The sequence below is a fragment of the Bacillus pumilus genome, from assembly GCF_024498355.1.
Taxonomy (GTDB): domain Bacteria; phylum Bacillota; class Bacilli; order Bacillales; family Bacillaceae; genus Bacillus; species Bacillus pumilus_P.
In genome coordinates, this window is sequence record NZ_CP101833.1 from 2,786,269 (window position 1) to 2,812,369 (window position 26,101).

Genomic DNA, 26,101 nt, shown 5'->3' on the forward strand with positions numbered 1-26,101 from the left:
CTCCCTTTAAATCACTCACTTCCATTTTATATAAAAGACTTGGCAGATGCCAAGTCTTAATCCTTAATAAATCGTTACAATTCCATTTCAATTTTCACTTTGAGCCCTTTTTCGGGGGCTGTGTGAATTTGAAGCTTTCCATTTAACGCCTTGACACGTTCTCTTATTCCCGATAAGCCCATGCTTTTTGTGTGCTGATCAAGCTGGCTTGCATCAAATCCTACTCCATCGTCCTCGTAGTGAAGAACAACCTGATCTTTAATACAAATGAGCATCACTAACACTTGATTGGCTTTGGAGTGCTTCAACGCATTGGATAACAGCTCCTGAACAATCCGGTAAATATTGAGCTGGGAGTCAATATCAATGTCCAGCTCTTTATCAAAGCGTGTCGTATTCAGCCTAATGTGAAACGGTGCTTCCTCCTGGATTTGAGAAGTCAGCTTCGATACCGCCTTCACTAAACCTAAATCATAAAGCAGCTGCGGCCGAAGCTCATGACATGTTTCTCTCGTGGTTTGAATGACCTTAGACATTTGTTCATTCCATGAAATGAGCGAATGTTCAATAGACGTTGGGCATTGGTCGTTTTGGAAATTCGTTAAAAACATTTCTGACTGCCTTTTCAGCGAAATCAAATCCTGCAGCACGGAATCATGTAGATCCCTCGCTAAATCGGAGCGCTGCTTTTCTTCCATCGCAAACATGATCTTTTTCAGCCACGCGGGATTGGCTTCACGCTGTTTCAAATCTTCAAGATGCTCCATCAATTCTTCGATCTTGACGACATTTTCTAAGCTGACACTTGTGTAAAATGCCAATGTTTTCAGCCAAGAAATTTCATCACGAGTCAGCTTCGGTGTCTGTAAATTTGATAAACAGCAAATCACAAACGAGTGACCGCCCCGCTCGCCAATTTTCATCATAAATCCTTTATCAAGCTCAATAATTTTCCCTACTTCACCTAAAACATCTTGAAATTGATCCACATACTCTTTCCATAGCTTGCTGTCATCTGTCGACTCATCAATTTCATCAATTTGTCCATCAGCCTTGACCTCAAGCACAAAGGCTTTATTCACAACAAGCACTTCTAAAATGGTGTATTTCAAATGATACAGCACTTGATTTAGTGACGAGGCCTCACGAATGAGCTGCGTAAATTTAAATATGCTGTCCTGATAATTATGCTTCTCTGAAAAACGCTTCAGACGAAAGCGGAAATCTAGGATTTCTTTGAAATAGAAGACAGCAAGCATGAGTGTATAGGTGATTAGTGCGAGCTTCAGTGTGTACTTCAGATCTTCTGGTTTCTGCAGAATGTAAAATGTGACTACAACAAAAATGGTCGGTGTGATTGCTAGAAAGCCATAGTACCTAAGTCTGCTAATCAAAAAGTCCATATTATAAAGTTTGTTCGTCATGAATTGATACACGAGTGAAAAAGGAATGAGTAGGACAAAAGAAGTCAAGAAAAATGGATCTATCACATAAATACGAAACAAAACATAAGGGATTGCAAATAACAATATAAATGGAAAGAATGCTATTATATTAATCATGACAAAAAACTTTAAAACAGATCCCTGCTCTGTCTCTTTATATTTCCGCATTCCATTGATAATAACTTTGAATGAAATGATTATAGAAGCGAAAAAGAATACAAGATTTAAACTTGGCATATATCTGGCTATCACCGAATCAATAGGAACAAAAGCCTCTATCACCAGATTCATTACTGGAAGACTATATAAAAAGCGTATCGTTTTTTGAGTCGTTATATGCAGATCAAATTCTTTGAAATATTGATAAATGAAATGAATATAAAAGATAAATACACTGGATAAACAAAATACGATCACATAATGGCTAAATCTATCGCCAATTCCTGAAGTACCTGCACTAAGATACCCGATACAAATAGTTAATAAGAATAAAACTAAAAGAAATGCTGATTTTCGTTGGGCTTCTTTGTTAATTCTAATGATAAAGAAGATACAAAACAAACAAATTGAATAAAGTATAAGAGGAGTTAAGTAAACAAATAAACTTTCTTGACCAATCAATGTCTTATTTTTCAGTGTGATGATTTGATTGCCTCTTTGAATATCAATTCTTTGCACATTTCTAAGCTCACCATTGATCATATGATCTTTGTTGAGGGCAGATTCACCATTGATCTTAAGTATAATATCTCCTTCTTCTAATCCTGATGTGTAGGCTAAAGAAAGATATTCAACTTCGACAACCTCTGCTTGACCGTTCTTGTTCTCCGCTACACGTGCTCCATTAAAAATATCAAATACATAAATATATGAAACATAGATCACAAATAAAAAAGACAGAAAAACCAAAAAAACAGATAGTTTCGTATAAGTTAACTTCATGTATAAAACATCCTTAACTGGAGAACTTTTAAATCACTTTAGAATGAATAGTATCATTTATAGTACCATATATATTCTGCAGACATTTGCCCTTTTTTTAATCCTTGAATGATTGCTTTCATTGTTTGCTCATCTGTATGAATTAAACTTGCATTCCCTAAGTCCAATTCATTCACAACACTAGGATTTTTTATTAAATATGCAATGATATTTTGAATGTTCAATCATTGCCCTCCTCCTTTGTCATAAATTCATATAATTGTTCCTTCTTTTTTTTAGGTAAATCAAGTTGTTCGATTCCTTGCCTCATTTTTAACAGCATAATCTCTCTCATGGATACCATGTACTGAGTCAAACCAGCCTCAAGTAATTTCTGCTTCAGTTGAAAAGGTTCTTGCTCTGACTCATCTAGTCGACCAGAAAAGTATTCAAAAAGCTCATGACTGGCATCGTTAAAACGCCTTTTTAAATAACTGAATGCCAATGTTTGTTTTTTTTGCAAATCTCCATTTTTTTTCGAAAATACCGCAAAAAAATCGTTACTGATCTGTTCAGCAACACCATAATATATCGAATAAGACTCGACAATTGAATTGATTTCTCTTGTCGCTAAATAAACACCTAGCACACTCGAAAGAGCTGTTAATGAGCCTGATTTTTTCCTTAAAACCTCTAAACACTCTTCTTCAGTTCCATGCATATGACGCAAATCCTCATGTTGCCCTTCCATTGACATCTTTATGAGGTGAAACAGTTTCTCTATTAGTTGAGAATTATTTTCACATATTGATGTGATGAATTGAATGCTTAATGTGTACAAATACGTAGAAGCATTGATGGCCACCCCTTGGTTAACGTTCATCCAAGGATACGAATCATTGTCCTGATCTTCAATATCATCTAATATATCGGCTGATAATATGAGAAGTTCAATCCCTGCTGCCAGTTTTGTAATCGCTTGCTTGTCTTTTCCGCCAAATGCCTCATAATGCTGATAAGCCAATTGCCCAAAAGGAAATTCATTCTTTATATCTGTAAATTCATGAAGCAGCTTTTGTAAATCATTCTGCCTGACTGCATGTTGAATAAAATCAGACATATTCTGCTTGATTTTTGTATTCTCTAGATAGTTTAGCATACTCGGTCTTGTACCTCACCCTCTCGCCTCTTATTTTACTAAAAAGACATAAGCAAATGTCCACTGACATCACTATTTAACAATTATATAATAATATATCCTTTTTTTGTATGTATTTGGATAAAAAAAAGACTTGATGATTATCAAGTCTTTAAGAAATTTTCACATATTCATATTTGTCGTATTGATCAATGCTTTTGTTAATGTTATGAAGAGAAGCCGTTGTTTCTCTAATTTCGTTTTCAAGTTTCCACAATAATTGTTTAAGTTCTTCGATTTCATACTTTTCCATCGATTCCACTCTCCTTTTTTGGAAGATCAATGTATTTGTGTATGGTGATTGGGTCATAAGTATTTGATCTGTTACTAACAGTGTAAATGCTATTGAGTATTTTTTCACCGAAAAGTATGCACAAAACGTGTGCGTGATACCGCAAAATTCAATAGGTCTTTTTTCATCATTTTCTGACTTTTCAAATCATACTTTTATCTCAATTTCAAAGGAGTTGCGTCATTTTTGCGACAAGAATAGGCATCATTCGTCACACTTCTCTCACAACCGAACGTACGATCCCTTTCATTTCCTCGGTTTTACGTGTCATAGGTCAGACGACAGACTCTACTGTGGACACCGCAATTTTTTTGTGACATTCACCGAAATTGACCGCAAAAGTACCTATTTTTATGATGAATTTCCAAAGATAGAAAGATCATTTTGATTCTTTATTCTGATTTTCTACATACATTTAGAACAGATATCCGTCCAATTTCACTTCAATGTGAGAAGAGGTGACCATGTGTTTTACTATGTTCCTTATCCTACTTTGCAGGTTCCCGCAATGAGTAGCGCATACCCGCGCACGCCTATGACTTTTCCTCCAGTTGATGCACACTCGTTTCAACGAGCAGCAAAGGAATCAGCCCGTCTTGTTGCTGATGCTTCACTCATTACACAGCAGATTTCCAGCTCGCTTTCATTTGCTCAGCGAATGATGGAGGCTGCTGAACGCTCTGATACGACAAGTGTCATCCGAATGCTGAAGCAAATCGGTGTGAAAAGCAATATTGATATCCGCTTTAGTCCAGAAGGCATTCGCATCTACTTGTCTATGACTTCGAGCAGGCTTTTTCTGCTTTTACAGTGGGGATAACTAAGAAAAGCCGCTCTGACGTGAGCGGCTTCTTTTTAGCGTGATTTGAAAACCCTTGAAGTCTAGGAAGGATGAGCACCGGAGCGCAGATCGCAGGCGAATGCGAGGGTTTATCTATACGCTTAAGATTCAAACATTTTATGACACCATTCAATGGCTTCTATATAACAGCCGTAGGCTTCTTGTTTAGGGAGATTCCCATCCAGCATCTCATCATCCCATTCATTTCGTTCAATACGTTTGGCAACGTCTAACACAAAAGAATAATCATTTTCATAGCCAAGTAGTGCCTCGCCAACTTCATCAGAAAGCGGCAGCTCTTTCACAAGTTCTGTAATGTCTGCCCTGACAAGCGTATCAATGAGTGAAAACATGCCTGTCAGCATATAAGAGGCTGGATGCTCTCGTTCAGTATGATTGGCAATGAGTTCACACGTTTTCGCACGAATGAATGACATTTTGATAATTTCTTTTTGGCTTGAGTTGGCTTGGACATTCAGTTCTTTAAAAGAAAGAATAAAGATCCAGCGCCGAATTTCATTAAAACCAAGCAGGATAATCGCCTGCCGGATACTCTTAATTTGATAAAGACGTCTCATGCCGCCAGAATTCAGCATTTTTAATAATTGGTATGATAGCGAAAGGTCACTCTCAATAAAATGTGTCACTGTCTGGATATTCGGTTGTTCCTTGCTTAGCTCATTTAAAAGCTGGTGGTACGCATGGAAGCTAGTCGATAATGCTCGTCCTGATATCACGTGCGGCTCACTAAAAAAATACCCTTGAAACAGATGAAAGCCAGCTTTTAGCGCTTCTTCATATTCTTTTCGCGTTTCCACCTTTTCTGCAAGGAATCGAAGTCGATACTTTTTATATGTATTCAGAATATCTCTTCGCTCTTCCGATGTTGTCTTCACAAAATCTATTTTTAAAATATCAATGCAATAGAGGAGTTCGTTAAGCAACTTATCACTAAAATGTGTTCCATTAAGAAAGAAATCATCGAGTGCAATCGTATATCCCCATTTTTTTAATTGCTTACATCTCATAATAAGTGCTTGGGTAATCGGTACATTTTCTAATATCTCGATCACAAGCTGATGCGGATCAAAATAGGTGAGCAGATCAGACGAAAGCAAGCTTTCGGTGAAATTAATGTAGCATCGTTTTCCTTCTGTAAGTGTTTCGATGCCAATGTTTAAAAAACTGTTAATAATGAGGTCCGTTGTCGCTTGATCACCATCTTCAGCGCTATATGTATTGGTTTCACTATCTCTATAAAGCAGCTCATATGATACGACTTGTTCTTTTCTGTTAAAAATAGGCTGTCTCGCAACAAACACCCTCAACTGCTCCAATCCTCCTTTATGAAATGACAAACAAGATGTGCTTTCAGTATACCAAATGATTGCCCGAATGGTTCATTTTGAACAGGTCAAAATAAAAAAAGAGACCATCTGGCTTGATGATCTCCTTTTCTTCCACACTTAGCTTTCATAAAGCTCTTTTTTGATTTTATTTTTTACATCATGGATAAATTGCATCTTATTATCCCAGCATTTTTGACTCAAATCGACTGGATATTCTTCTGGTTTGCTGATTCGTTTGTACTCCTCCCAGAAGAGTCCGAGACTGTCCTGCACATAGGCTTGAATCGTTTGAATATCCGGATTATCATACACAAGTTTTCCTTGTTCGAAGATTGGGACGTGAAGATCCTTTGCCACAAAGTTTGTCACAAATTTGCTGATAAATGTATGCACAGGATGGAACATTTTCAGCTTATCTTCACTTTGAACATCTTCCTCTTCAAGAGCAATGTAGTCGCCCTCCGAGTGATGATTCAATTGATTGATAATGCGGTACACACGTTTACGGCCTGGTGTTGTCACTTTCTCTGGGTTGGATGAAATTTTGATGGTGTCATTCATCTTGCCATTCTCTTCAATCGACACAAGCTTATACACAGCACCGAGGGCTGGCTGATCAAATGCTGTGATCAGTTTTGTCCCAACACCCCACACATCAATTTTTGCGCCCTGTGCTTTTAAATTCATGATGGTGTGTTCATCAAGATCGCTTGATGCAATGATTTTTGCGTCATGAAATCCTGCTTCATCCAGCATCGTTCTAGCTTTTTTAGACAAGTATGCAAGGTCTCCGCTATCAAGTCTGACACCGATGAAGTTGATTTTGTCTCCGAATTCTTTCGCAACCTTAATCGCATTCGGAATGCCAGATCTGACGGTATCATACGTATCGACTAAAAAGACACAGTCTGTATGTGTTTCAGCGTATTTTTTAAATGCTGTATACTCGTCGCGATAGGCTTGTACAAGCGCGTGGGCATGTGTTCCTGATACTGGGATATTGAAGCGTTTCCCTGCACGAACATTACTTGTAGCCTGGAATCCGCCGATCAATGCCGCTCTTGCTCCCCACATGGCTGCATCCATTTCATGCGCACGTCTTGTTCCGAATTCTAATGCTGTCTCATCTTCAATGATTCCTTTAATCCGAGCCGCCTTTGTTGCGATCAGCGTCTGGAAATTCACAATATTGAGCAGTGCCGTTTCGATGAGCTGCGCTTCAACTAGCGTTGCTTCGATGCGCATAATTGGTTCATTCGCAAAGACAATTTCGCCTTCTCGCATTGAATGAAGTGTACCTGTAAAGGACAACCCGCTTAAGTATTCAATGAAATCGCTTTTATAACCGAGTTCATCTTTTAAATACGCAAGATCGCTTTCGGTGAAGGAGAAGTCCGATAAATATTCAATCGCTTTCTCTAAACCAGCAAATACAGCGAAGCCATTGTCAAATGGAAGCTTTCTAAAGAAGAGTTCAAAGACTGCCTTCTTTTCATGAATGCCGTCTCTCCAATACGTTTCTGCCATGTTAATTTGATAAAGATCTGTATGTAGTGATAAACTGTCGTCAATAAACCGATGCTCCAACTTCCATTCTCCTTCCCTTACTTAACCACTTTCGCACCAAGCGTCTGCTCAAAGTGAGAAAGTGCCCACTCGTGCCCCGCTTCATTAAAACTCGCCACGGCATTCTGATGAATCACAAGCTCAAAGCCTTTATTGTACGCATCCACAGCTGTATGAAGTACACAAATATCTGTACACACTCCGGCTAAATGAAGTTCAGTGATGCCGCGCTCGCGCAGTTTCATTTCTAATTGAGTGCCTGCAAAAGCAGAGTATCTTGTTTTTTCCATATAGTAGACATGTTTTAAATGTTTTGACGTGTGAAATAGTGAACTTAGTTTGCCATAAAGTTCAATTCCCTCTGTCCCGCGAATATTATGGGGCGGAAATAACTTTGTTTCTGGATGATAAGGGTCCTCTTCTTCATGATGATCGACCGCAAAGACGACAAAGTGTCCTTCATCAATAAACGAAGAAGTGATCTCTGTGATCTTAGGTTCAATCGCCTGTCCAGGCTTTCCACATGTCAGTTTTCCATCGTCTGAAACAAAATCAACTGTATAATCAATACAAATCAATGCTTTGCCCATCCGCATCTCTCCCATATGCTCTTTTGAATCATTATAGCCTATTCATTTCACTAGGGAAACCTATTCAACAGATTCACGAGAAAAAGCGTTTTGAAACAGCTCATCTTCTATATAGATGTGCTCTTGATTGATCGCACTTGGCACCTCTATGACAAGGCCAAAAGGCGAGTGTGCTTCGTGATGATTCACCACTTTAAAAGAGCATCCAGCGGCATTTGCCATTTTGATATATTGAGAATAAGAAGCATAAGACAATTCACCATTTAAAAGAACAGTGGCTTGTCGATTGGCCTTTAATACTTGTTCTACCTCTTGATACGGTTTATTTCTTAATACCTGTCCCTTTGTCAGGGCGAGAAGCGCTCGTTCCCTTAATGAACCGAGAAACATTCTTCGTTCATCGGGTTTTGTTTCAGCATGTCCAAATATCCCTTGCTGCAAATAAAAGTCTACGGATTCTTCTTTCATCGCTGTTTTCACTCCTGTTTACTGAATTTACATTTCTGTGACCCAGTGCACAATCTTTAGTGCGAGCTCACGGGCTTCGTCTGTTTCTACTCTTTCCATTAAGGATTGTTCAAGTGATTGTTCAAGCTGCGCTTTTTCGTCCTCATACGCAATGGAAATACTCCATTCAATATCAGGTACGGCGACAAGTGTTTTATATTCTTTTTTATTTTCATGTAAATATACATTGTAGGTCTTTAATTGCCCGCTTGTGATGTGCGCTTTTCTTATTTTCATTAGACTTTTTTCACACCTCTTTTTCTCCTTACATCCATATCCATTGTACCATAAAAAAAGACAGCTTCTGAAAAGGAATCCCTTCCAAAGCTGGCTACGCATTAAAGCTTTTTTGCTGACTAATCAGGTCTGAATCCCAGACAAATGTGACGTTTGGACTGTTGTAGAATTGAGCAAAGTCCCCCGCATTATAAGTCCCTGAGCCTCCGGCGGAGTGATCGACACTTTTTGGAGAAATGGCAAAAATATCACCGAAATGTGCTGCTCCGTTTCCACTCACACGATCAATATGAATTGGTCCAACAATTGCTGGCATCTTTTCACCACCTTTACTACCCTCATCATATGCCCAGCGCAAAAATACGTGTATATCCAACATAAAAAAGACAGCTGATACGTCTTATCATCAGCTGTCTTCTATGCATTAAATGATTGAGGCTGGCCAAACAGTGTAAAGTCCCACAGCATGGTGGCATTTGGATCACTTGTGAGGGACATATAATCGCCTGAATTAAAGGCTCCCGCCCCGCCAGTAGAGTGGTCTACGGCCAAAGGTGCAATGGCCAGAACATCACCGAAAGTAGCCGCACCGTTTCCTCCTAACGACTCGATATGAATAGGTCCAACGATTGCAGGCAACAGAATCTCCCCCTATCTGCTTATGTAAATCATCTTATGCAAAAGGGGGAATTTGTGCATCTGTCCTAGACGTTTAAATGCTGTTCTTTTCGAGAACGCTGGCGCAGTTGAACCAATCTCACAATATTCAATGTGATGGCTTTGAGCAGCGCATACACAGGCACCGCAAAGATCATACCTAGTATTCCGCCAAAGCTTCCTGCCCCAATTAATAGCAGGATAATGGTCAATGGATGTGTATTAAGACGTTTCCCAATGATCAACGGAGAAATCACGTTTCCATCGATTTGCTGGACGACAAGAATGACAATTACTGTCACAACCGCTTTTCCAGGCGAATCAAGAAAGGCAATGAGCACAGCTGGTGCCGCGCCAAGATATGGTCCAAGATACGGAATCACGTTTGTAATCGCAATGATAATGCCGAGAATGAGCGCATATTTCACACCAATTAATAAGTATCCGATAAAACAAGCAACTCCGACAAATAAACAGACAACAATTTGCCCCTGTATGTAAGCAGCAAGCGTGTCGTTTAATTCTTTGAAGATTTTCAGCCCTTCCTTGCGGTAAGGCATTGGCAAGAATTGAACGAGCTTGTCCGGAAACTTATGCCCGTCTTTCAGCATGTAAAATAAAATAAACGGAACCGTGATCACGGCAAGGGCAATATTTGCAATGACGCCAAACACTGCAGACATGCTTGAAGCAATATTTTCCGGTAAATCTTTTAATGTCGAAACGATCGTCTGTTCAAACTTTGAGACAGACACATAATCTTGGTTCATCATCCAAGTAAATGTTTTAGAATGCGAGAAGTTGTTGATAAATTTCTGCATATCCGTCACATATCCAGGGAAGCTTTTGACAAGTCCGCCCAACTGCATAACAATGACTGGTCCGACAGCATTGACAATGAATGTGATGAGTCCAATGAACAGGAGATAAATGATCAGGATGGCGAGTGTCCTAGGAATCTTCTTGGACAAGAACCGCACAATTGGATTAAAAATGAAAAAGAGAATGCCTGCCAGCAAGATGGGCACAAACAAGGTGGATGCAAATAAAATAATCGGCTGAAATAAAAACGAAACCTTTGTTGATACATATACAATGAGTAAAACAAGTAGTATTTGGAATGTCCAAAAATGAACTTTAGATTTTAACAAAGATGCTCCTCCTGTTACGTATTGATCTTATTAAAAAACTACTATTCAACCCACCTTCTGTCAACTGCTTCTTGTTTTAGAACCACATTTTTTGAAAAAAAAAGAACAATTGGTATATCATGCGCTGTTTGTAGATATACATTCTGTAAGCATGAAAAAAGCAGACACCTAGGCGTCTGCTTGTTACACTCTTTCACTGTGATCAGGCATCACCGACACGATTTGCTGGATCCGCACATAAAAAACTGACTTTGGCCCCGCCTCAATCACAATATGATCCGGCATGACTTCCTTCAATTTTCCACGCACAGTATCTTTCACTGTTTGAACAATCAATCTCATACCGACCACTTTCTGCAATGTTTGATAAACATATGGATCGACTAATGAAACAAGCTGCGGACTTCCCTGTTGTGCCATCCTACCTGCCCCTTTACTTGTGTATTTACCCACAGCGTATGCAATGACCCATGTGAATGTCACTCGGCAAACCTACAACGTTAATACCATATTTTTACAAATTATATTTTTTTGCATTTTTTAGAAGTATAATAGATTGGTGCTGCCAACAATTTAAATCATTTGAAGAGGTGAATTATCTTGAAAAAATTAATCTGTATCGTTGCTGTCATGCTCTTTCTATCCTCTGCAAGTTATGCGTATGCAGGCACAATTGGAGATGAACCTGGTACACCAGGAAAGTGGTTTAAAGGCGAAGAGCCAGTTCAAAAAGAAGAGTCAAAACCCCCTCTTGTCTTTGTTCATGGCATTAATAGCTCTTCCTCCACTTGGTTCGGTCGTAACGATATGGCAAAACAAGCTGTTCTGAATGGATACGAGAGCGCATTCATAGATTTGCATCCAGATCAGGACATGAAAAGAAATGGCAAACTATTAGCGGAAAAGCTAAAAGAAATCTATGATTTTTTCGGTAGAAAACTCATTGTGATCGGTCATAGTAAAGGCGGGGTGGATGCACAGTCCGCACTCGTGTATTACAATGCCCATCCATATGTAGATAAGGTCATCACACTCGGCTCTCCTCATTACGGAACGCCGCTTGCGGATTTAGCCTATAGCAAGGGCGGGAGCTGGCTCGCGCAAATTCTTGGACAAAAAAGCGACGCACTTTATTCTCTGCAAACGGGTCTTATGGCGGCTTTTCGAAGTGAAACCGACCGATTAGAGACGTTTCCCAATAAATATGTCACCTATTCTGGTTCAGAATGGGGAACATTTGGCGGCGTGCTTTATTTAGGCGGATTGTATTTAAAGAGCTTTGGTGCAAACGATGGCGCTGTCACGGTAAGCAGCACAAGGTTATCGTATGCAAATAATATTTTAACGGGAAAATGGGACCACTATTCGATCAAAAACGGCACAAGCATGTTCCCAGTGTTCCAACATCAGCTGCTAGCAAGTATCTCAAATGCTGAAAAAGAAGATAACCCGAAACAAGAGCCAGTCTCTGCTGAGGTGAATACAGATGTTTACGTAAAAGGCGGTGAAAGTGAAAAGGATAAAACAGAAGCGTTCTATGTAGAGGAAGGAACGAATGGCTTATCGATTCAGTGGTTAAATGAAAGACAGGAAGCACAGCCGGAAATCGTCGCCCCAAATGGAGACGTCTTAACAAACCTTAAGACATCGGAAGCATCTTTCCCATATGAAGGCGCATATTCACACCATGTGCAGATCAATAAACCCGTTCCTGGAAAATGGACAATTCGATCGAATTCAGGAAAAAAAGCTCCTTATTTGCTGCTTGTATCCTTTGATTCACCATTAAATGAAGAAATCAAAATTGTTGCAGCGAAATCAGGGGATGCATCAACACATTCGAGCCGTCTGATCAAACGGTTAAGCAAAACAGTAGAGACCGTTTACTTTAAGGATGCTCAAAAGGATCATCCACTTAAAACGAGCTCTTCATCAGCCGTTCAATTGAAAAAAGAAGGTGCTTATTCCGTCACGGTTCATTACACGGGACTCACGACTTCAGGAACATCTGCGTTTAACCGTACCGTTATTCGCACATTGTATGTCGACCAGCATGGAAATATTCATGGAGACATTCCATACTAAACAGAGCGTTTCATGGGCTGAAGTGCCTGCTGCACCTTCTGATCCAAATCTGTAATTTTTTTCAGTGCAAGTGATTCGTCTATTTGTCTGTAATGATGGTGTCCGCCAGGCTCTTCATCCATTTCATCTGCTTTCTTCACAATTTGCTGGAGTGTGTCCTTGTGCAGGTCGCCCTCTGGCAAATAAGAATCCGTATGAAGCAAAATCGCCAGCGCAATATCTTTGGCTGCTTTTGGTTCCTCACCGAGACGTATGAGCAGTTTGTGGGCCCGCTCTGCTCCTTTAATGGCATGAATATCATTCCGTCTATATGTCTCGTAATCCCATTCTCCACCGGCTGTATACCATTCATAGTGACCGATGTCATGCAAGAGCGCTGCTTTCACAGCAAGATCTGGGTTAATTCCTGCCTGAATCGCCAGCTTGAATGCGTGATAAGCACAAGCAATCGCATGGGCTTTTCCTGAACGATTTAAATATTTTTGAGCGACTGGGTGGGTATAAACATCCATTAATGTAACCTTTCTCATGGAAACCCCTCCTTATCTATATTTTTAGCATCCTAACATATTCTGAAAAGAAACTCAAATGTTCTGTCACAATTCCTGTGAGTCTTAAGATTAGCTTATGCGAAACCAGCCGTTCTTGCTTGTACCATAAGAAAAAGCAGTCGTTATGACTGCTTTTAGCCCTTTGTCTTCTTTTCAGCGTGATATGAAAACCCTTGAAGTCCAGAAAGGACGAGCACCAGCGCGCAGGACTGACACCGAATGTGAGGGTTTGTCTTCACGCTGAACAGTCGTTATGACTGCTTTTTCACATACTCACGTGCATCGTATACGCATCCGCCAGCTGGATTCTCCGATAAAAGGTCGAGCAAGATACCTGCGACTTCATCCGGACTCTTCAGCGTGCCTGTTTCATATAATTGCTGAAAACGTTCAATTTGTTCAAAGTCCTTTTTTGATGACTTCCGAATCTCGCCCTGCATATCTGTATCGATCGTCCCGGGTGAAAAGGAAAACGTAATAATAGGATGCGCCTCGTCTTGCTGTTCCTCATGTAAAGTCCTCATAAACATATCAAGTCCCGCCTTTGAGCTGCAATACGCACTCCATCCTTTGTATGGGTTTTTAGCAGCTCCAGAAGAAAGATGAACGATCGTTTTCTTCCCTTTGAATGATTGAATCTGGTCAGCAAATACATGACTCAGCAAAACAGGAATGACAAGGTTCAACGTATAATGCTGATGAAGCGCTTCCCGTCCGCCTTGCCCAACGCGTTTGATAGGGGTCACCATTCCTGCATTATTGACGAATAAGATGTCATCAGCGTCTGCCAGTGTTTGCGGGGACAGAATATCTTGAAGCCATTTGGCAGCTGCTGCCTCATCTGTCAGGTCGACCTGTGTATGTGTAAGTTTTGGATGGGAATTTGGCGACACACTTCTTGCCGCAGTGTACACATGATCCCCACGTGAAAGCAGCCGGTTCACAAGTGCTAGGCCAAATCCTTTTGATCCTCCTGTAACGATTGAAATTCGAATGACAATCTCCTCCCTTGATAACACTATTTTACGTAGTGAATCGGCATGACATCAAGCAATCTGCATAAAGAAAAGCCTGCCCCTTTTAAAAGAGACAGGCTATTTCTTTTCAGCTTTTACATTCACCTTTGGAATCAGGATGATCATCACGATGATACCAGCGGCAATCAAGAACCCAAAGATGATAGGAAGCAGCGCCGATGTCTGCTTCTCATGATCATCGACAGAAGGTGCTGATACAGCCGAATCGCTAAAAGAGATGTTCATCTCTTTCATCATACGAGCTGGTGTTTTAGGCGGATTCTCTTTCAGGTCACTGAATAGCTGTGGCGAAAGATGCCCACCCGACGTTTTAGGCGGTTCAGCAAAATGAATATCTGTTTTGACTTTTTTCGTTGTTTTGCTTTGTTCGTATTTGGTTTGATCCCGCAATATACTCGAGTTAATATTGAGTTCCTTTTCCTGATATTCATTCGGCTTGACATTTGTATCCGTATCTTCACCAGCAGCGAAAGCAGCAGGGATGAGGAGAAAAAGGGATATGACACTAAGTGCCATCCCTTTCACGAACAGATTAAGCCTCATGTGTCACATCACGTTCCTCTGTCTTATCTTTCCATAGCTTTGTCACAAGTGGTATGGCCATTAAGAGGACAGTTACAATCACTAACCCTGCGATGCCCATTCCAAAATTGTCCCCATTCCCGTATTGGATCGACATATACACGTCTGTCACCGGATTTGTAAAGTGGAAATTCGGCATCACCAAATCAATTAACGGTGCGACAAAGAAGAAAATAAGCGCCGTTGCTGCCATCCATCCGGCAATAGATCCGAAAAGGAAAGCCGTGCGAATAAAGGCTGAACAAGTCACCAACAGCAAAATCGTGAAAATCGACCATTGAATCGCTTGATCATCTGCGAGTTTGTAGATATTAAGTCCAAACAAGCTGATCATGAGTCCAACTAAAAGGTTCAAAATGCCAAACAGTGCACCTTTGACCAGCATCGGAGCCGCCGCATAATACGAGCTGAAAAAGCCAATCAATAAACTGCTGATCATCACAATGACCAAAATGACCACTGGCGGTACAGTCTGCGTTTTTTCTTCCGGCACATCCCCGCTAATTTTCAGCGGGTTGGCTAAGTGGTTATATACATAGTTGCTATTGCCTTGATCGCTTAATGTGTTTCCTAAAATACCATTTAAATCATGCTGAACCAGCTTCGTTGAATCTACATTCTTACTCCAGTTTTCATTCAGCGTATCCGCCTTTTCTTGAACCGTTGTCACACTTTCTTCAATGTTGTTCGTATAATCTGCCACCCCTTTTTGGCGGTCGGTTAACGAACTCATATTTTCAGAAAGACGAAGCACTTCCTGACCGATTGAATCCTGCGCACTGACGACAATTGAACTGCCTGCAAGGTCTGCCGTATACACTGCATCTCCTTGATCAGCCATTTGCTCAGCAACATTGTCCGCACTTTCAGAAATTGTGTTTAATTCCTGTTCCATGCTTGCCTGCTGCGTCGAAATATATTCTGCATAGCCATCTGAAAACTTCTGCATCTCATCAATAAAAGTAGACACATCATCGTTTGACGTCAGCATCTGTTTATTTAATGTGTCCCAGTTCTCTGTTTCTTCTTTTTTGATGGAAATGATGGACTGGATTTCATCTGGTTTGGTGTCGACTAAGGATGAGTTATTTGATGGTTGATAGACATTACCGAGCATCATCTCTAGCTGTGAGAGTTGATTGGAATACTCCATTAACTTTTTGGTGCTTGTTGTTTTTGTATTGAATTCTTTATCGAAAATTTCCTCAATAAAGGTGTTTCCAATCGGCGAGTTTCTACGTTTCAGCTCCTTCACCTTATTTAAGATAGAAGATTCCTGATTTTTGATTTCATTCGAGATTTCATTATATCGATCTTCTAACCATTGAATCTTCTTTTCAAGCTTCTCTACTTTTTTAGAGAGGCTCTCAAGCTCCTTACTCAACTGACTCACCTTGTCCTTCAGTTGGTCATTATGAGTAGTGGCTTTTTCTTGAATCTTCTTTTTTACTTCTTCCAAACGTAAGGAGAGTGCTTTTAATTCATCTTTTGATTGATTCGTACTGTCGTCATCTGGCTGAGTGGGATTATCCCCATCTGTTCCGTTATCTGGCTGAGCAGGATCATCACCATCTGTTGCGTTTTCTGCTTCTGTAGAAGGCGGCGTCTCCTGCTCTGCTAATTGATCAGCCAAATCGTTCATCTCTGTTGAAATTTGGGTAAGTTCAGTTATTTCCTCGTCCAAATTAATGCCAATCTCTTCTGGATTCTCATTATCTTGACCTGATGGCTCATCATCACCAGGATCAGCTGGTGGTGCAGGCGCATCCATTAGCTGATCCCTTTTTACCTCTAACTTAGCCAGCAAGGCTGTCATCTTATTTTTATAGTCTTCCAAGTATTGAGCTTCATACTTTTTAATCAGTTCTTCCTGAGACTCCTGAACAAGTTTAGTTAATCCCGTTGATTGCTTAGGAATTGCGTCTTCTCTCGATTTCTGAACAGATTGAATGGCGCTGTCAGTTGTTTTCAGCTGGCTTTGTACCCCATTCATGTCTGTTTTCAGTCCACCCATTTGATCACTAAAGCTGCGGGCATTTTGGTTTTGAATCTCAGCAAGCTGTTTGAGCCCTTGCTGGATTTGTTTTTTGCTTGTGGATTGCGCTTTGATCAAGAGATCCTTTTGTTTATCCTGATACTGCTGATATTGATCTACTACTTTTACGAAATCCTTTAGCTGGCTCTTCGCTTCTTCTGTTGTACTCAAACCGTCTTTATACTGTTTTTGTGAATCGGCCATCGCATTTTTTAATTCTTCTATTTGTTTCTTCTGCTGCTGAACGGCATCAGACAGTTTGTTCGAATTTGGCTTATAGAAGTTATACATCGTGTTTTGGAATTCGACTTCTTTGCCGACAATATGTTCAAACTCTTCTCTGACATTGCCAATTTCCTGTGACACAAAACTCCAGTATAAGGTCGACATCTGTTCATTCATTTTCTTTTGCGCATTTTCCAGCTCTCTCTGCACTTTTTCTTTATTGACTGCATTGAGCTGATCTTGAATCGAAAATTGAATGGATGCCTTTTCAGGATGGTCTTTATCATAGCTCAGCACATTTTTAGAGAAATCAGACGGAATATAGAGGACAGCGTCGTACTTCCTGTTTTTCAGTCCATTTTCCGCCGCACTCCGATTGACTACGGTCCATGTATAATCAGGACGCTCTGATAATGCTGCAACCACATCCTGTCCGAAACGAGCGGTGTTTTCACTTTCGCTCGCTCCCATATCCTCATTGACCACAGCAATATTACGTGTAGCATTCTTCTTCTGTTTTGCCGGATCATCCCCAATGAGATGGAAAAATAAAACCGGTAAAATAAGAATCAATATCATGGTGGATACGATTTTGATGGAGCTTTTTTGCTGCTCTGTCATTGAACACTCTTCCTTCCTACCGCACATAAAGGAACCTGGATTTTCTTCTCTTTTCCGTTTTCAACCAAATACCCGAAGCCTGGCTGAATGTCTGGTTCTTGTCTTGCATACGGAAGCGGTATGATGTTTTGCTCTGATTTTTTCATGAGTAACATGGCATGACGAACTTGTTTGATTTCGTTTGTCAGTGCATCATAGCCCTTACTGAATTCGGTATGATTTCCTGATGCAATAAGGCTAAAGCCTAGGTGTGCATATGACTTCATGAAATCAGCCAATTGATCTTGCAAGCGCGGATCGATCGTCTGCTGAAAACGTGTGATGCCATCGATCACAAGCACAACTTGAGGAAATGACAACTGATCGGTCTCTCCCCGGCGAACAGCTTCAACATATATCTCTTCCCTCACCTTGAATAAACGGTCCATTTCCTCTGCCCATTCGGTGATATCATCCTTTGTTTCAAGGTAATCGATGTTCTCTTCTTTTGCATAATGGGAAAGACCCCGATCAATTGAATCAAAGACGGCCAGCTTTTCAGGCTTTGCCTCTAAAAGCTGATCAAGCATCAGTTTTGTCACATTTGTTTTCCCGCGCTGCGTTTGACCGATAATGAGGCAGTGTTTATTCTTTTTCAAATCAAAGTAAACAGGTGCCACTGATTCTTCATCTAGTCCTACTGGAATGTCGTAAGGCTGTTTTTGCCCATCTAAATGACTCTCAAGCTCCCAAACTGTCAGCTTATCAGGCAGCATTGGAACAGGCTTTGGTTTTTCAGCCTCTTGAAAGCGCTCATGAAGAAGCTGAATCTCTTGTTTCAGATGCTCAAACAATTCGAGATCGTTCTCTCCTTCAACTGGCAGGAACATTTGTGCAAAGTAAAGCTCTTCCTTGTTGATAATGACTCGTCCCGGAATCGGCTCTAAGCTGAATTTCGGTCTGCCAATAATCGAATACGCCTCCCCTTGATCCATCAAGTAATGAACAATCTTTGTTTTCAGGTTGTTCATTAGTGATTGGCGCACTGCGTTTACACGAGTCGCTGTGATCAAGAAGTAAATGCCCAATGACTGTCCATCACGGCTCAGCTGGATAAATTCAGATTCGAGATCATGCATTTCGTCTTTGACAATGTCAAAATTGTCGATCACGATAAAAATGAACGGAAGCTTTTTCTCATTCAAAGCATTGTACATTTTGATATGACTCATTTCTTGCTGTCTGAATAACCGCTTGCGGTATTCAACCTCTTCACGCAGACGCTTCATCGACTTTTGAATTTTTCTCATTTGATCCATTAAGAAATAATCAGCCGTGTGCGGCAGTTTGGCGAGCGGAAGCAAGGTCCCGTTTCCGAAGTCATAAATATACGCATGCCATTCTTCAGGTGAATATCTCTCCGCAAAGCTCATAAGCAGTGTCGTGGCAGCAAGTGATTTGCCGTAGCCAGAGGAACCGAAGATTCCAATATTCCCGTCTTCCATCATTTGATAAGAGAGCGGATGCTGGCTTTGCTGATCTGGCTCATCAACAAGCGCAAAATGGAAGACATGCTCTTCACTCGACGCATAACGCGTTTTTGGAATGCGCTCTTCAAGCGGTGGAAGCCATGGACTCGGAAGCTTCTCAATCCCAAGCTCTTGCTGCATACGTTCAATTTCATCCACAACAGCAGAAATTTCCGTCACTGTCTCTTTTTTCACTGCCGGCTCTGTGCTTACCCCTGATAATGGGATGAGCCCAGTATCTGTCACAATGGCAATGTCATCTTCTGATCCGTAGCCATCTTCCATATATGGTGCACCGCTCCAAGCCGATTGGAACAACTCATAGATCTCATTGTTCCCAACTTGTAAATATCCCCGGCCTGTGACAGTAATCGACGCGGCATCACTATTTTTCAAAATTTCCTTACTGTCCGACGCATCTTGCACTTTTAGTGCGACCTTAAAGCGGGAGTTACTCCAAATTTGATCATCAATGACCCCGCCTGGCTTTTGTGTGGCCAAAATGAGATGGACACCAAGGCTTCGGCCAATACGTGCGGCACTCACAAGCTCCCTGATAAAATCCGGCTCTTCACTTTTTAATTCAGCAAACTCATCAGAGATTAAGAACAAATGAGGCATCGCCTGTTCAGCCTTTTTCTCCTTATAGAGCTTCGTATAATCATTGATGTGGTTCACATGATACTGATCAAACAACCGCTGTCTTTTCTTCAGTTCACTTTTAATCGACGCAAGCGCTCTTTCACTAAAGTTCTTGCTGCCTTCGATGTTTGTGATGGTGCCAAGTAAATGCGGAATATTTCGGAACGGCTGCGCCATGCCGCCCCCTTTGTAATCAATCAGCAGGAAGGCAACTTCATGCGGGTGAAAGTGTACAGCCAAGGATAATATATACGTCTGTAAAAATTCACTTTTCCCTGACCCCGTTGTTCCAGCCAACAGGCCGTGCGGGCCGTGTGCTTTTTCATGCAGGTTCAGGTCAACAATATCGTTTCTCCCTTTATAACCGATTGGCACAGATAATGACTTTGCTGTTTCAGATGTCAGCCATTTTTCACGAATGCCAATGTCGTCTACCTGTTTGGCATGAAACAAATCAAGGAATGAGACCGTTTCTGGGATCGAGTTGGTCATTCCGACTTGATGGTCTAACGTTCTCAGTGTTCTGGCAAACAGCTCATTGTCCGCACGCTGATGTGCATCAAGTCGAAATGGAATCCGTACTGCCTTTTTGTGCTGAATGAGAATATCTCCTTCTTCTTCGTTAATATAACGGACAAGCGTTGAGATATTTTCAGCTAAGCTTTCCTTTGTTTCTGCGGCAAAGATAATTGAGATGCCGAGGTCTGTCCGGCTGCCTTCTAAGTATTCTAAAATGACATGTTCCGCAATGAGTTCATGGTTTGTCACGATGAACACAAAGTGAGGCGTAAAGATTTTTTTCTCTTTTTCTTCTTCTAAATCACGCTCACGTAAAATTTCATAAATAGAGGACAAAAGCTGATCGCGGGTTTGTTCGTTGTAAATAAACCCTTTACCGTATGTATGAGGCAGCTGGAAATGCGGCAGCCATTTCATCCATTCCCAATTCTCATACTCCTGCTCATTAAAGATAAAGACAAATCTCAAATCGTGATAGCTGTGCGAGAAAGCAAGCTGGCCGACAAGCTGGTGAAGCTCATTTTTCACAATCGCAGGCTTTCCAATTAAGCCTGTTGGGCCGTCAGCAAGACCGAATGTAATCGGTACATCCTTCACCTCACGATAGACTTTTTGCATGTGCTGCGTTTGTTCCATTAAGTCATCAATGTCACGATTGGCCATATCGCCGCCGCTCGTCGATAATTCATAGCTTGACGGAACTGCACCTGTCCCAAGACGCAGCTGCAAAAAGTCATCACTGATAAGCGTCTTTTCCCAAATCCGCCCACTGATTTCTGACGTCAAGTATTTCATTTGTTCAAATGATGGATAATGATACGTCAAGATAAATTGCTGACGGTCATACAGCTCTTGCAGCTCTTTCCGTTTATTTTCTAAGTAAAGTGAGTATACCCGCTGCCGTTTCTCTTCTCGTCTTTTGCGCTGTGACTTCTCTTTAAAGTATTGAACGGACGATGTAATTAACGTCATAATAAACATTGCCATCGACACAACAATAAAAATCCCGCGCGGCTGGATGAGTGCGACTATTCCCATGACAATAAGCATCACAAGCGGAGGGAGGACAACAAGCCAAAGCCCTCTGCTGCTATTTTCACTCTCCTGCGAAGGAAAGCTAAATGAAACCCGATCATCAGGCAGATCATAAATTAAACGTGGTGTTCGTCTGTATAAAGGGTATTTTTGTTTTGTTTCTGTGCTTGGTGGTCTTGTTTTCTCTAAACGTGTTTGAAATGGTTCGTATGCTGTCACTTGCAATAAATCATCATCTTTAAGTGTAACCGTCAGAAAGTTCCAGAACAGCTCATCACCGGCATGAATCTTTTCTGGTCCGTGGATTTGCTTTCCGTTCACATAAATCGTCTCATTCTGAGGTATGACATACCAAGTTCCTTCGATTTTTTCTAAAGTGAACTGCTTGGCATCTTGAAACATAGCATGAGCTTGTTCTTTCCACACATCGATCTCATCTTTCTCCTCATTTGAAAAAGACACCTCGACTCTATTTCCTAGGTAATAAATGTGTTGATCATGATGTGCATCCAGTAAAATGAGTGTGAGTGATCCAATTTCACACGGCTCATGTGGAAGTAATTTGCCTTTCTTCTTCTCTCCCTGGTAAATTGAAAAACCATCATTCGATTCATTAGGTGATAAACGAATCGCTCCTTCATCAAATGAAAGTGAAGAGATTGTCACGGTATGCTCTATTTCAGGTCCAATCACAGCTTCTCGATTGAACTGCTCATCTAAACGGACGGTTTGATAATCCTCCTCATAAAAAACCCAAAGAAGACTCAAACGCTCCACCTCCTCATGGGACAGCACCAACTGTCAGTTGTATCGAAAGAATTATTTTTTCTCATCTTTTTTTGTCTGAGAGGGATTCTTTTTTGAATCAGATTCTTTCTCTTTTTTCTCCTGATCGGCTTTTGACTGCTCTTTTTGATCAGCTGTTTCATCTGTTTGGCTCGCGCCTGAGGAGTCATTGGTGCTTGTCTCCGTTGTTTCTTTTTCTTCATATTTCGCCATTTCCTTAATGATTGGATCTAACTGTTTTTGTTTTTCTTCAGCAGAAAGATTATCATCATTTTGGATTTCATTGCGATAGGCGACGAGTGCAGTGAAAATGTATCGATCGTCCCCAAGTACCCGTGCAATATCTAGCGCTTCCTTGCTATTGCCTTGTCCAATGTGAATCCAGAAAAGGAAGTATTGCGGATCTGTCTGCAATGTGTACGTATCCGTGATTTCTTTTTTGTGCTGATCAAGTAACAGGCTGCCTTGGTTCGTTTGCACATACGAAATGGCCAGTTCATATTGAAGAGAGACTGGCATTTGATTAGCTGGATATTTTTCTAACGTATCCACCACTTGGCTGTACTGTTTGTTGAGATAATATTTGTTTGCCTCGACATACGCTTCTTGTTTCGGCATCGCGAAAAAGAAGGTGTAAATGGTATACACCAATGCCGGAATCAAAAGGACAAGGAGACCCAGTCCAATGTATCGTTCGATCTTCCATTTCTTTTTAGGAATGGTTAATAGCGTTTTTTCTTTCGTTTCGAGCGCTTCGATCTTTTGCTGAATAAGGGCGGACAATTCTTCCAGCGACTGCGTTTCACTGATTTCCTTTGCCAGCTCAGATAATTTCAACGTATCATGATAAGCCAAATATTCCTGAAACTGATACTCATGGTCAACCACTCGAAGAATGACAGCTTTGACCTCTTTTAACAGACGATGCTCATCGATTTCATACGGCGGGATGCTTTCTTTGACCCCGTAATGCAAAAATGCAGGAGCTAAGCCTTGATGAAAAACAATGTTTTCAGGAGAAACAATAGGATGCAGCCGCTTCACGTCGTGTTTGCAAACTGCATCGACAAGCTGGTATGAAAAAATCCATTTGCTTTTTTCATCCTTGGCATGGATGAAACGAAATTCCTGATAGGCAGGAGGCGGTTCAATTGAGATCACGACCTCACCTTCAGTTAATTGAATCTCTTTTTTAAATGAAGGATTGATGTCTTTGATCGGTGCCGCTTCTAAACCGTCTAAGAGTTTAATCGTCTCTCTTTGAAAAATGAAGGTGTAGGTGCCTTCCTCTTTTTTCATGACTGCTTCTAATTGTTCTTCTAAATAGGAACTCTTTTTATCTGCCATTTACAAAAGTCCTTTCATAGTATTTCCAGCCTGTCCCCTGTAGTGATCCCACAGTCTGACAGCTTATATTCGCCTGAAAACACAGCTTTCTTATTGACTACACGCACCCATCCGCCTTCTCGCTTAGGAAGTGAGATTTGTTTTGCCTGCCAGGCGATATGGATGACTTGCTTAATATGTAAATAATTTGATAGTCTCAAATCAAACACACTGCCATCATAATTTTTTAAGTCGATGGTAATATCGATATACACAAATTTCCACCTCACAAAATAGAAAGAGCGCCGGCATCAATTGACAGACTCGGCGCTTTTTCTGCTTTTCACACTTAGAAAGGAAATCACTTTGATTAGCCGCGGATTTGGCTTGCGATGTCTTGGTCAGTGCTTTCAAGTGTATTTGCAGTTTGATCAAGCTGATTGCTGACATCTGTTAATAGATCAGACATTTTGATGAATGAAGGCTTTAGCTGTTCATATTGATCAGCAAATGCTTCACTAGAAGCACCTTCCCACATTCCTTTTAGATCAGAGATCATTCTATTGAGACGATCAACTTGGTTTAGCACTTCTTGACTTTCAACACCATATTGCTTAGCGGTCGCTCTTAGTTCTTCTGGGGTTACGCGAATAATTCCTGACATATTCCTCATTACCTCCCGTGCATAGCCGCCATATAATGGGCTAATCCACTTATTTTTTGACGTTATTATTATAAAAACAGAAATGATACACAGTCAAACAAATCTGTTTTTATTTTACAAAATGAGTCTATAGAATTACTGTTTTTTCGCTCTTTATCTAGTATTTAACATTTTTTTGGTCATATATTCTTAATAAGTGTACACGCACTCGGATGAATCTTTTCACCTATTGATTTTTTACTACGTTATTATTGTACTATTTCTTTTTGGTATCCATTTATGACCAAACCACTCAGATCTATCGCTTTCTGTTTTTTTAAGTTTATGGCATTTTTTTATTGATTTACGTACCTCATTCTCTTCATAATGTAAGTACGTGAAATATTCGAAAAAGCAGGGGTTTTTATGACAAAAAAGACAGATCCATTTAAGTATAGTCTTGATCGTTTAGAGGATGTGGCAGACCAAATTAGTGATGTGCTCAATTGCCCTATTACTATAGAAGATACTCATCATCGATTATTGGCATATAGCACACACAATGATTTCACTGATCCCGCCAGAACTTCAACCATTATCTCCCGCCGTGTACCGGAAAAAGTCATTAATCGGCTTTGGAAGGACGGCATCATTCCTACACTACTTAAAACAGATGAACCGCTTCGTGTACCTCAAATTGCAGAAGTAGGTTTATCTAGCAGGGTCGCCATTTCAATATGGAAGGACAAAGAGGTGCTCGGATTTATCTGGGCCATTGAATCCACGCAGCCTTTTTCAGAAGAAGAAATGGACCTTCTCAAAATGGCAGCCCATGCCGTTAAAAACAAATTACTCAATTTACAAATTCGAAAAACGAAAACAGTAGAACGCAATCAGGAGCTTTTTTGGAAGATGCTCACAGGTCATATTCATGAGAAGGATGAGATGCTTGACCTATTTTTGAGACTTGGCATGAGATGTCCAGACACGTATGCCATTATCATCTTTCGCCTCCGTGATGAACTCACAGAGGCGACGGAAAAAAAGCTGTCCTATCTGCTTGAAACAACGCAGCAAGTGCAGGTACTATTAACGACTGTTGATTTTCACGAATTCATTATTCTTGTCTCACCAAAAACAGAGCACCCGCTTCAAGATATTAAACAATTCACAAGCGGCATGCTGCAGCAGCTGTCTGACCGTTATCATATCCATCACGTTCAGGCGGCCATTGGCGGAATTTACGATCATATCTCTCAAATTCAGCCGTCCTATAAAGAAGCACTGGCTGTATTGAAAACAAAAGAACGCTTTCCTGTTGAAACGGAACGTTTAAACAGTTTTTCTGAACTCGGCATTTATCAATATTTAGATGTGCTGGCTGAAAAGCGAAAGGGCTCGTCTTATTCCAGTTACTCTTTATCGAAGCTGGAGGATTACGACCTAAGGCATCATTCCAACCTAGTCGAAACCCTTGAACGGTTTATTGATTGTGACAGCAATGCCAATATCGCCGCAAAGCAATTAAACATTCATATCAACACATTGAATTACAGACTAAAGCGGATTACAGACATTGCAGAAATTGATTTAAAAAACATGAATGAGAAAATGACCATTTATCTTGATATGAAGCTAAAAAACGTCCGTTTGTGAAATTTCACAAAGAGGCGTTTTTTTATTTTTTATTTCAACCGAAGAATTTTCTAAACTTTCAGGATACACTAGACATACAATATCAATAGATAAGCA

The 26,101-nt window shown here is 40.7% G+C and carries 24 protein-coding genes; 3 read left to right on the forward strand and 21 right to left on the reverse strand.

The genetic code is table 11. The features are described from left to right. Positions 1–74 precede the first annotated feature (74 nt). The 4 genes from NPA43_RS14310 to degQ all read right to left on the reverse strand — a co-directional run bounded on the left by NPA43_RS14310 (position 75) and on the right by degQ (position 3,817). The gene (locus NPA43_RS14310; protein WP_256498986.1) at positions 75–2,387 is read right to left on the reverse strand and encodes an ATP-binding protein; all 2,313 of its coding nucleotides are present in this window, start codon (positions 2,385–2,387) and stop codon (positions 75–77) included. 53 nt (positions 2,388–2,440) lie between these two features. Beyond that, the gene (gene comX / locus NPA43_RS14315) at positions 2,441–2,611 is read right to left on the reverse strand and encodes a competence pheromone ComX (RefSeq protein ID WP_099727085.1); all 171 of its coding nucleotides are present in this window, start codon (positions 2,609–2,611) and stop codon (positions 2,441–2,443) included. Continuing rightward, the gene (locus NPA43_RS14320; RefSeq protein ID WP_099727084.1) at positions 2,608–3,525 is read right to left on the reverse strand and encodes a polyprenyl synthetase family protein; all 918 of its coding nucleotides are present in this window, start codon (positions 3,523–3,525) and stop codon (positions 2,608–2,610) included. Before NPA43_RS14320 ends, comX begins: the two co-directional genes overlap by 4 nt. A gap of 151 nt (positions 3,526–3,676) precedes the next feature. Next, positions 3,677–3,817 (reverse strand): degradation enzyme regulation protein DegQ, encoded by a 141-nt coding sequence (degQ, locus tag NPA43_RS14325; RefSeq protein ID WP_003213123.1) that lies wholly within the window; start codon positions 3,815–3,817, stop codon positions 3,677–3,679. A gap of 547 nt (positions 3,818–4,364) precedes the next feature. On the opposite strand from degQ, the gene NPA43_RS14330 reads away from it, so the two are divergent. After that, on the forward strand, positions 4,365–4,676 hold the full coding sequence (locus NPA43_RS14330) for a YuzC family spore coat inner layer protein (RefSeq protein WP_230030804.1): 312 nt from the start codon (positions 4,365–4,367) through the stop codon (positions 4,674–4,676). A gap of 122 nt (positions 4,677–4,798) precedes the next feature. Here NPA43_RS14330 and NPA43_RS14335 read toward each other — a convergent pair whose 3' ends face one another. From NPA43_RS14335 to NPA43_RS14375, 9 genes are all read right to left on the reverse strand, one after another. Next, entirely contained in the window at positions 4,799–6,025 is a 1,227-nt protein-coding gene (locus NPA43_RS14335) for an EAL and HDOD domain-containing protein (protein ID WP_230030881.1), read from the reverse strand. Between the two features lie 138 nt (positions 6,026–6,163). Next, on the reverse strand, positions 6,164–7,633 hold the full coding sequence (locus NPA43_RS14340) for a nicotinate phosphoribosyltransferase (RefSeq protein ID WP_099727081.1): 1,470 nt from the start codon (positions 7,631–7,633) through the stop codon (positions 6,164–6,166). Positions 7,634–7,650: 17 nt separating this feature from the next. After that, positions 7,651–8,202, reverse strand: a complete 552-nt coding sequence (locus NPA43_RS14345; RefSeq protein ID WP_099727080.1) for a cysteine hydrolase family protein — start codon at positions 8,200–8,202, stop codon at positions 7,651–7,653. 60 nt (positions 8,203–8,262) lie between these two features. Then, positions 8,263–8,670: a YueI family protein gene (locus NPA43_RS14350; protein ID WP_099727079.1), complete on the reverse strand. Its 408-nt coding sequence runs from the start codon at positions 8,668–8,670 to the stop codon at positions 8,263–8,265. Positions 8,671–8,697: 27 nt separating this feature from the next. Beyond that, positions 8,698–8,946: a YueH family protein gene (locus NPA43_RS14355; protein ID WP_099727078.1), complete on the reverse strand. Its 249-nt coding sequence runs from the start codon at positions 8,944–8,946 to the stop codon at positions 8,698–8,700. 94 nt (positions 8,947–9,040) lie between these two features. Then, on the reverse strand, positions 9,041–9,262 hold the full coding sequence (locus NPA43_RS14360; RefSeq protein WP_099727077.1) for a spore germination protein: 222 nt from the start codon (positions 9,260–9,262) through the stop codon (positions 9,041–9,043). A gap of 101 nt (positions 9,263–9,363) precedes the next feature. Then, a complete protein-coding gene (locus NPA43_RS14365) occupies positions 9,364–9,585 on the reverse strand; it encodes a spore germination protein (RefSeq protein ID WP_003213446.1) in 222 nt (73 codons plus the stop codon). Between the two features lie 65 nt (positions 9,586–9,650). Continuing rightward, positions 9,651–10,754 carry an AI-2E family transporter gene (locus NPA43_RS14370; RefSeq protein WP_099727076.1) on the reverse strand — a complete coding sequence of 368 codons (1,104 nt, stop codon included), beginning with the start codon at positions 10,752–10,754 and terminating at the stop codon, positions 9,651–9,653. A gap of 183 nt (positions 10,755–10,937) precedes the next feature. Continuing rightward, on the reverse strand, positions 10,938–11,174 hold the full coding sequence (locus tag NPA43_RS14375) for a YuzF family protein (RefSeq protein WP_099727075.1): 237 nt from the start codon (positions 11,172–11,174) through the stop codon (positions 10,938–10,940). 180 nt (positions 11,175–11,354) lie between these two features. Here NPA43_RS14375 and NPA43_RS14380 point away from each other — a divergent pair, with 180 nt between their 5' ends. Then, a complete protein-coding gene (locus NPA43_RS14380; RefSeq protein WP_099727074.1) occupies positions 11,355–12,839 on the forward strand; it encodes an esterase/lipase family protein in 1,485 nt (494 codons plus the stop codon). Here the strand turns inward: NPA43_RS14380 and NPA43_RS14385 are convergent. The 8 genes from NPA43_RS14385 to NPA43_RS14420 form a co-directional block, all read right to left on the reverse strand. After that, positions 12,836–13,369: an HD domain-containing protein gene (locus NPA43_RS14385; RefSeq protein ID WP_256498988.1), complete on the reverse strand. Its 534-nt coding sequence runs from the start codon at positions 13,367–13,369 to the stop codon at positions 12,836–12,838. The two genes, NPA43_RS14380 and NPA43_RS14385, sit on opposite strands and share 4 nt — an antisense overlap. Positions 13,370–13,641: 272 nt before the next feature. Next, a complete protein-coding gene (locus NPA43_RS14390; protein WP_230030879.1) occupies positions 13,642–14,385 on the reverse strand; it encodes a (S)-benzoin forming benzil reductase in 744 nt (247 codons plus the stop codon). A 99-nt stretch (positions 14,386–14,484) separates the two neighbouring features. Then, the gene (essA, locus tag NPA43_RS14395) at positions 14,485–14,970 is read right to left on the reverse strand and encodes a type VII secretion protein EssA (RefSeq protein ID WP_099727071.1); all 486 of its coding nucleotides are present in this window, start codon (positions 14,968–14,970) and stop codon (positions 14,485–14,487) included. Continuing rightward, a complete protein-coding gene (esaA, locus tag NPA43_RS14400; protein ID WP_256498989.1) occupies positions 14,960–17,890 on the reverse strand; it encodes a type VII secretion protein EsaA in 2,931 nt (976 codons plus the stop codon). Before esaA ends, essA begins: the two co-directional genes overlap by 11 nt. Further along, positions 17,887–22,362 carry a type VII secretion protein EssC gene (gene essC / locus NPA43_RS14405; protein WP_256498990.1) on the reverse strand — a complete coding sequence of 1,492 codons (4,476 nt, stop codon included), beginning with the start codon at positions 22,360–22,362 and terminating at the stop codon, positions 17,887–17,889. Before essC ends, esaA begins: the two co-directional genes overlap by 4 nt. A 51-nt stretch (positions 22,363–22,413) precedes the next feature. Next, positions 22,414–23,727 carry a type VII secretion protein EssB gene (gene essB / locus NPA43_RS14410; RefSeq protein ID WP_256498991.1) on the reverse strand — a complete coding sequence of 438 codons (1,314 nt, stop codon included), beginning with the start codon at positions 23,725–23,727 and terminating at the stop codon, positions 22,414–22,416. A 14-nt stretch (positions 23,728–23,741) separates the two neighbouring features. Continuing rightward, positions 23,742–23,981, reverse strand: a complete 240-nt coding sequence (locus tag NPA43_RS14415) for an ESX secretion system protein YukD (protein WP_003213579.1) — start codon at positions 23,979–23,981, stop codon at positions 23,742–23,744. Between the two features lie 95 nt (positions 23,982–24,076). After that, positions 24,077–24,370: a WXG100 family type VII secretion target gene (locus NPA43_RS14420; RefSeq protein WP_003213769.1), complete on the reverse strand. Its 294-nt coding sequence runs from the start codon at positions 24,368–24,370 to the stop codon at positions 24,077–24,079. Positions 24,371–24,775: 405 nt separating this feature from the next. Here NPA43_RS14420 and NPA43_RS14425 point away from each other — a divergent pair, with 405 nt between their 5' ends. Next, positions 24,776–26,005, forward strand: a complete 1,230-nt coding sequence (locus tag NPA43_RS14425; RefSeq protein ID WP_230030797.1) for a sporulation transcriptional activator AdeR — start codon at positions 24,776–24,778, stop codon at positions 26,003–26,005. Positions 26,006–26,101: the final 96 nt, after the last annotated feature.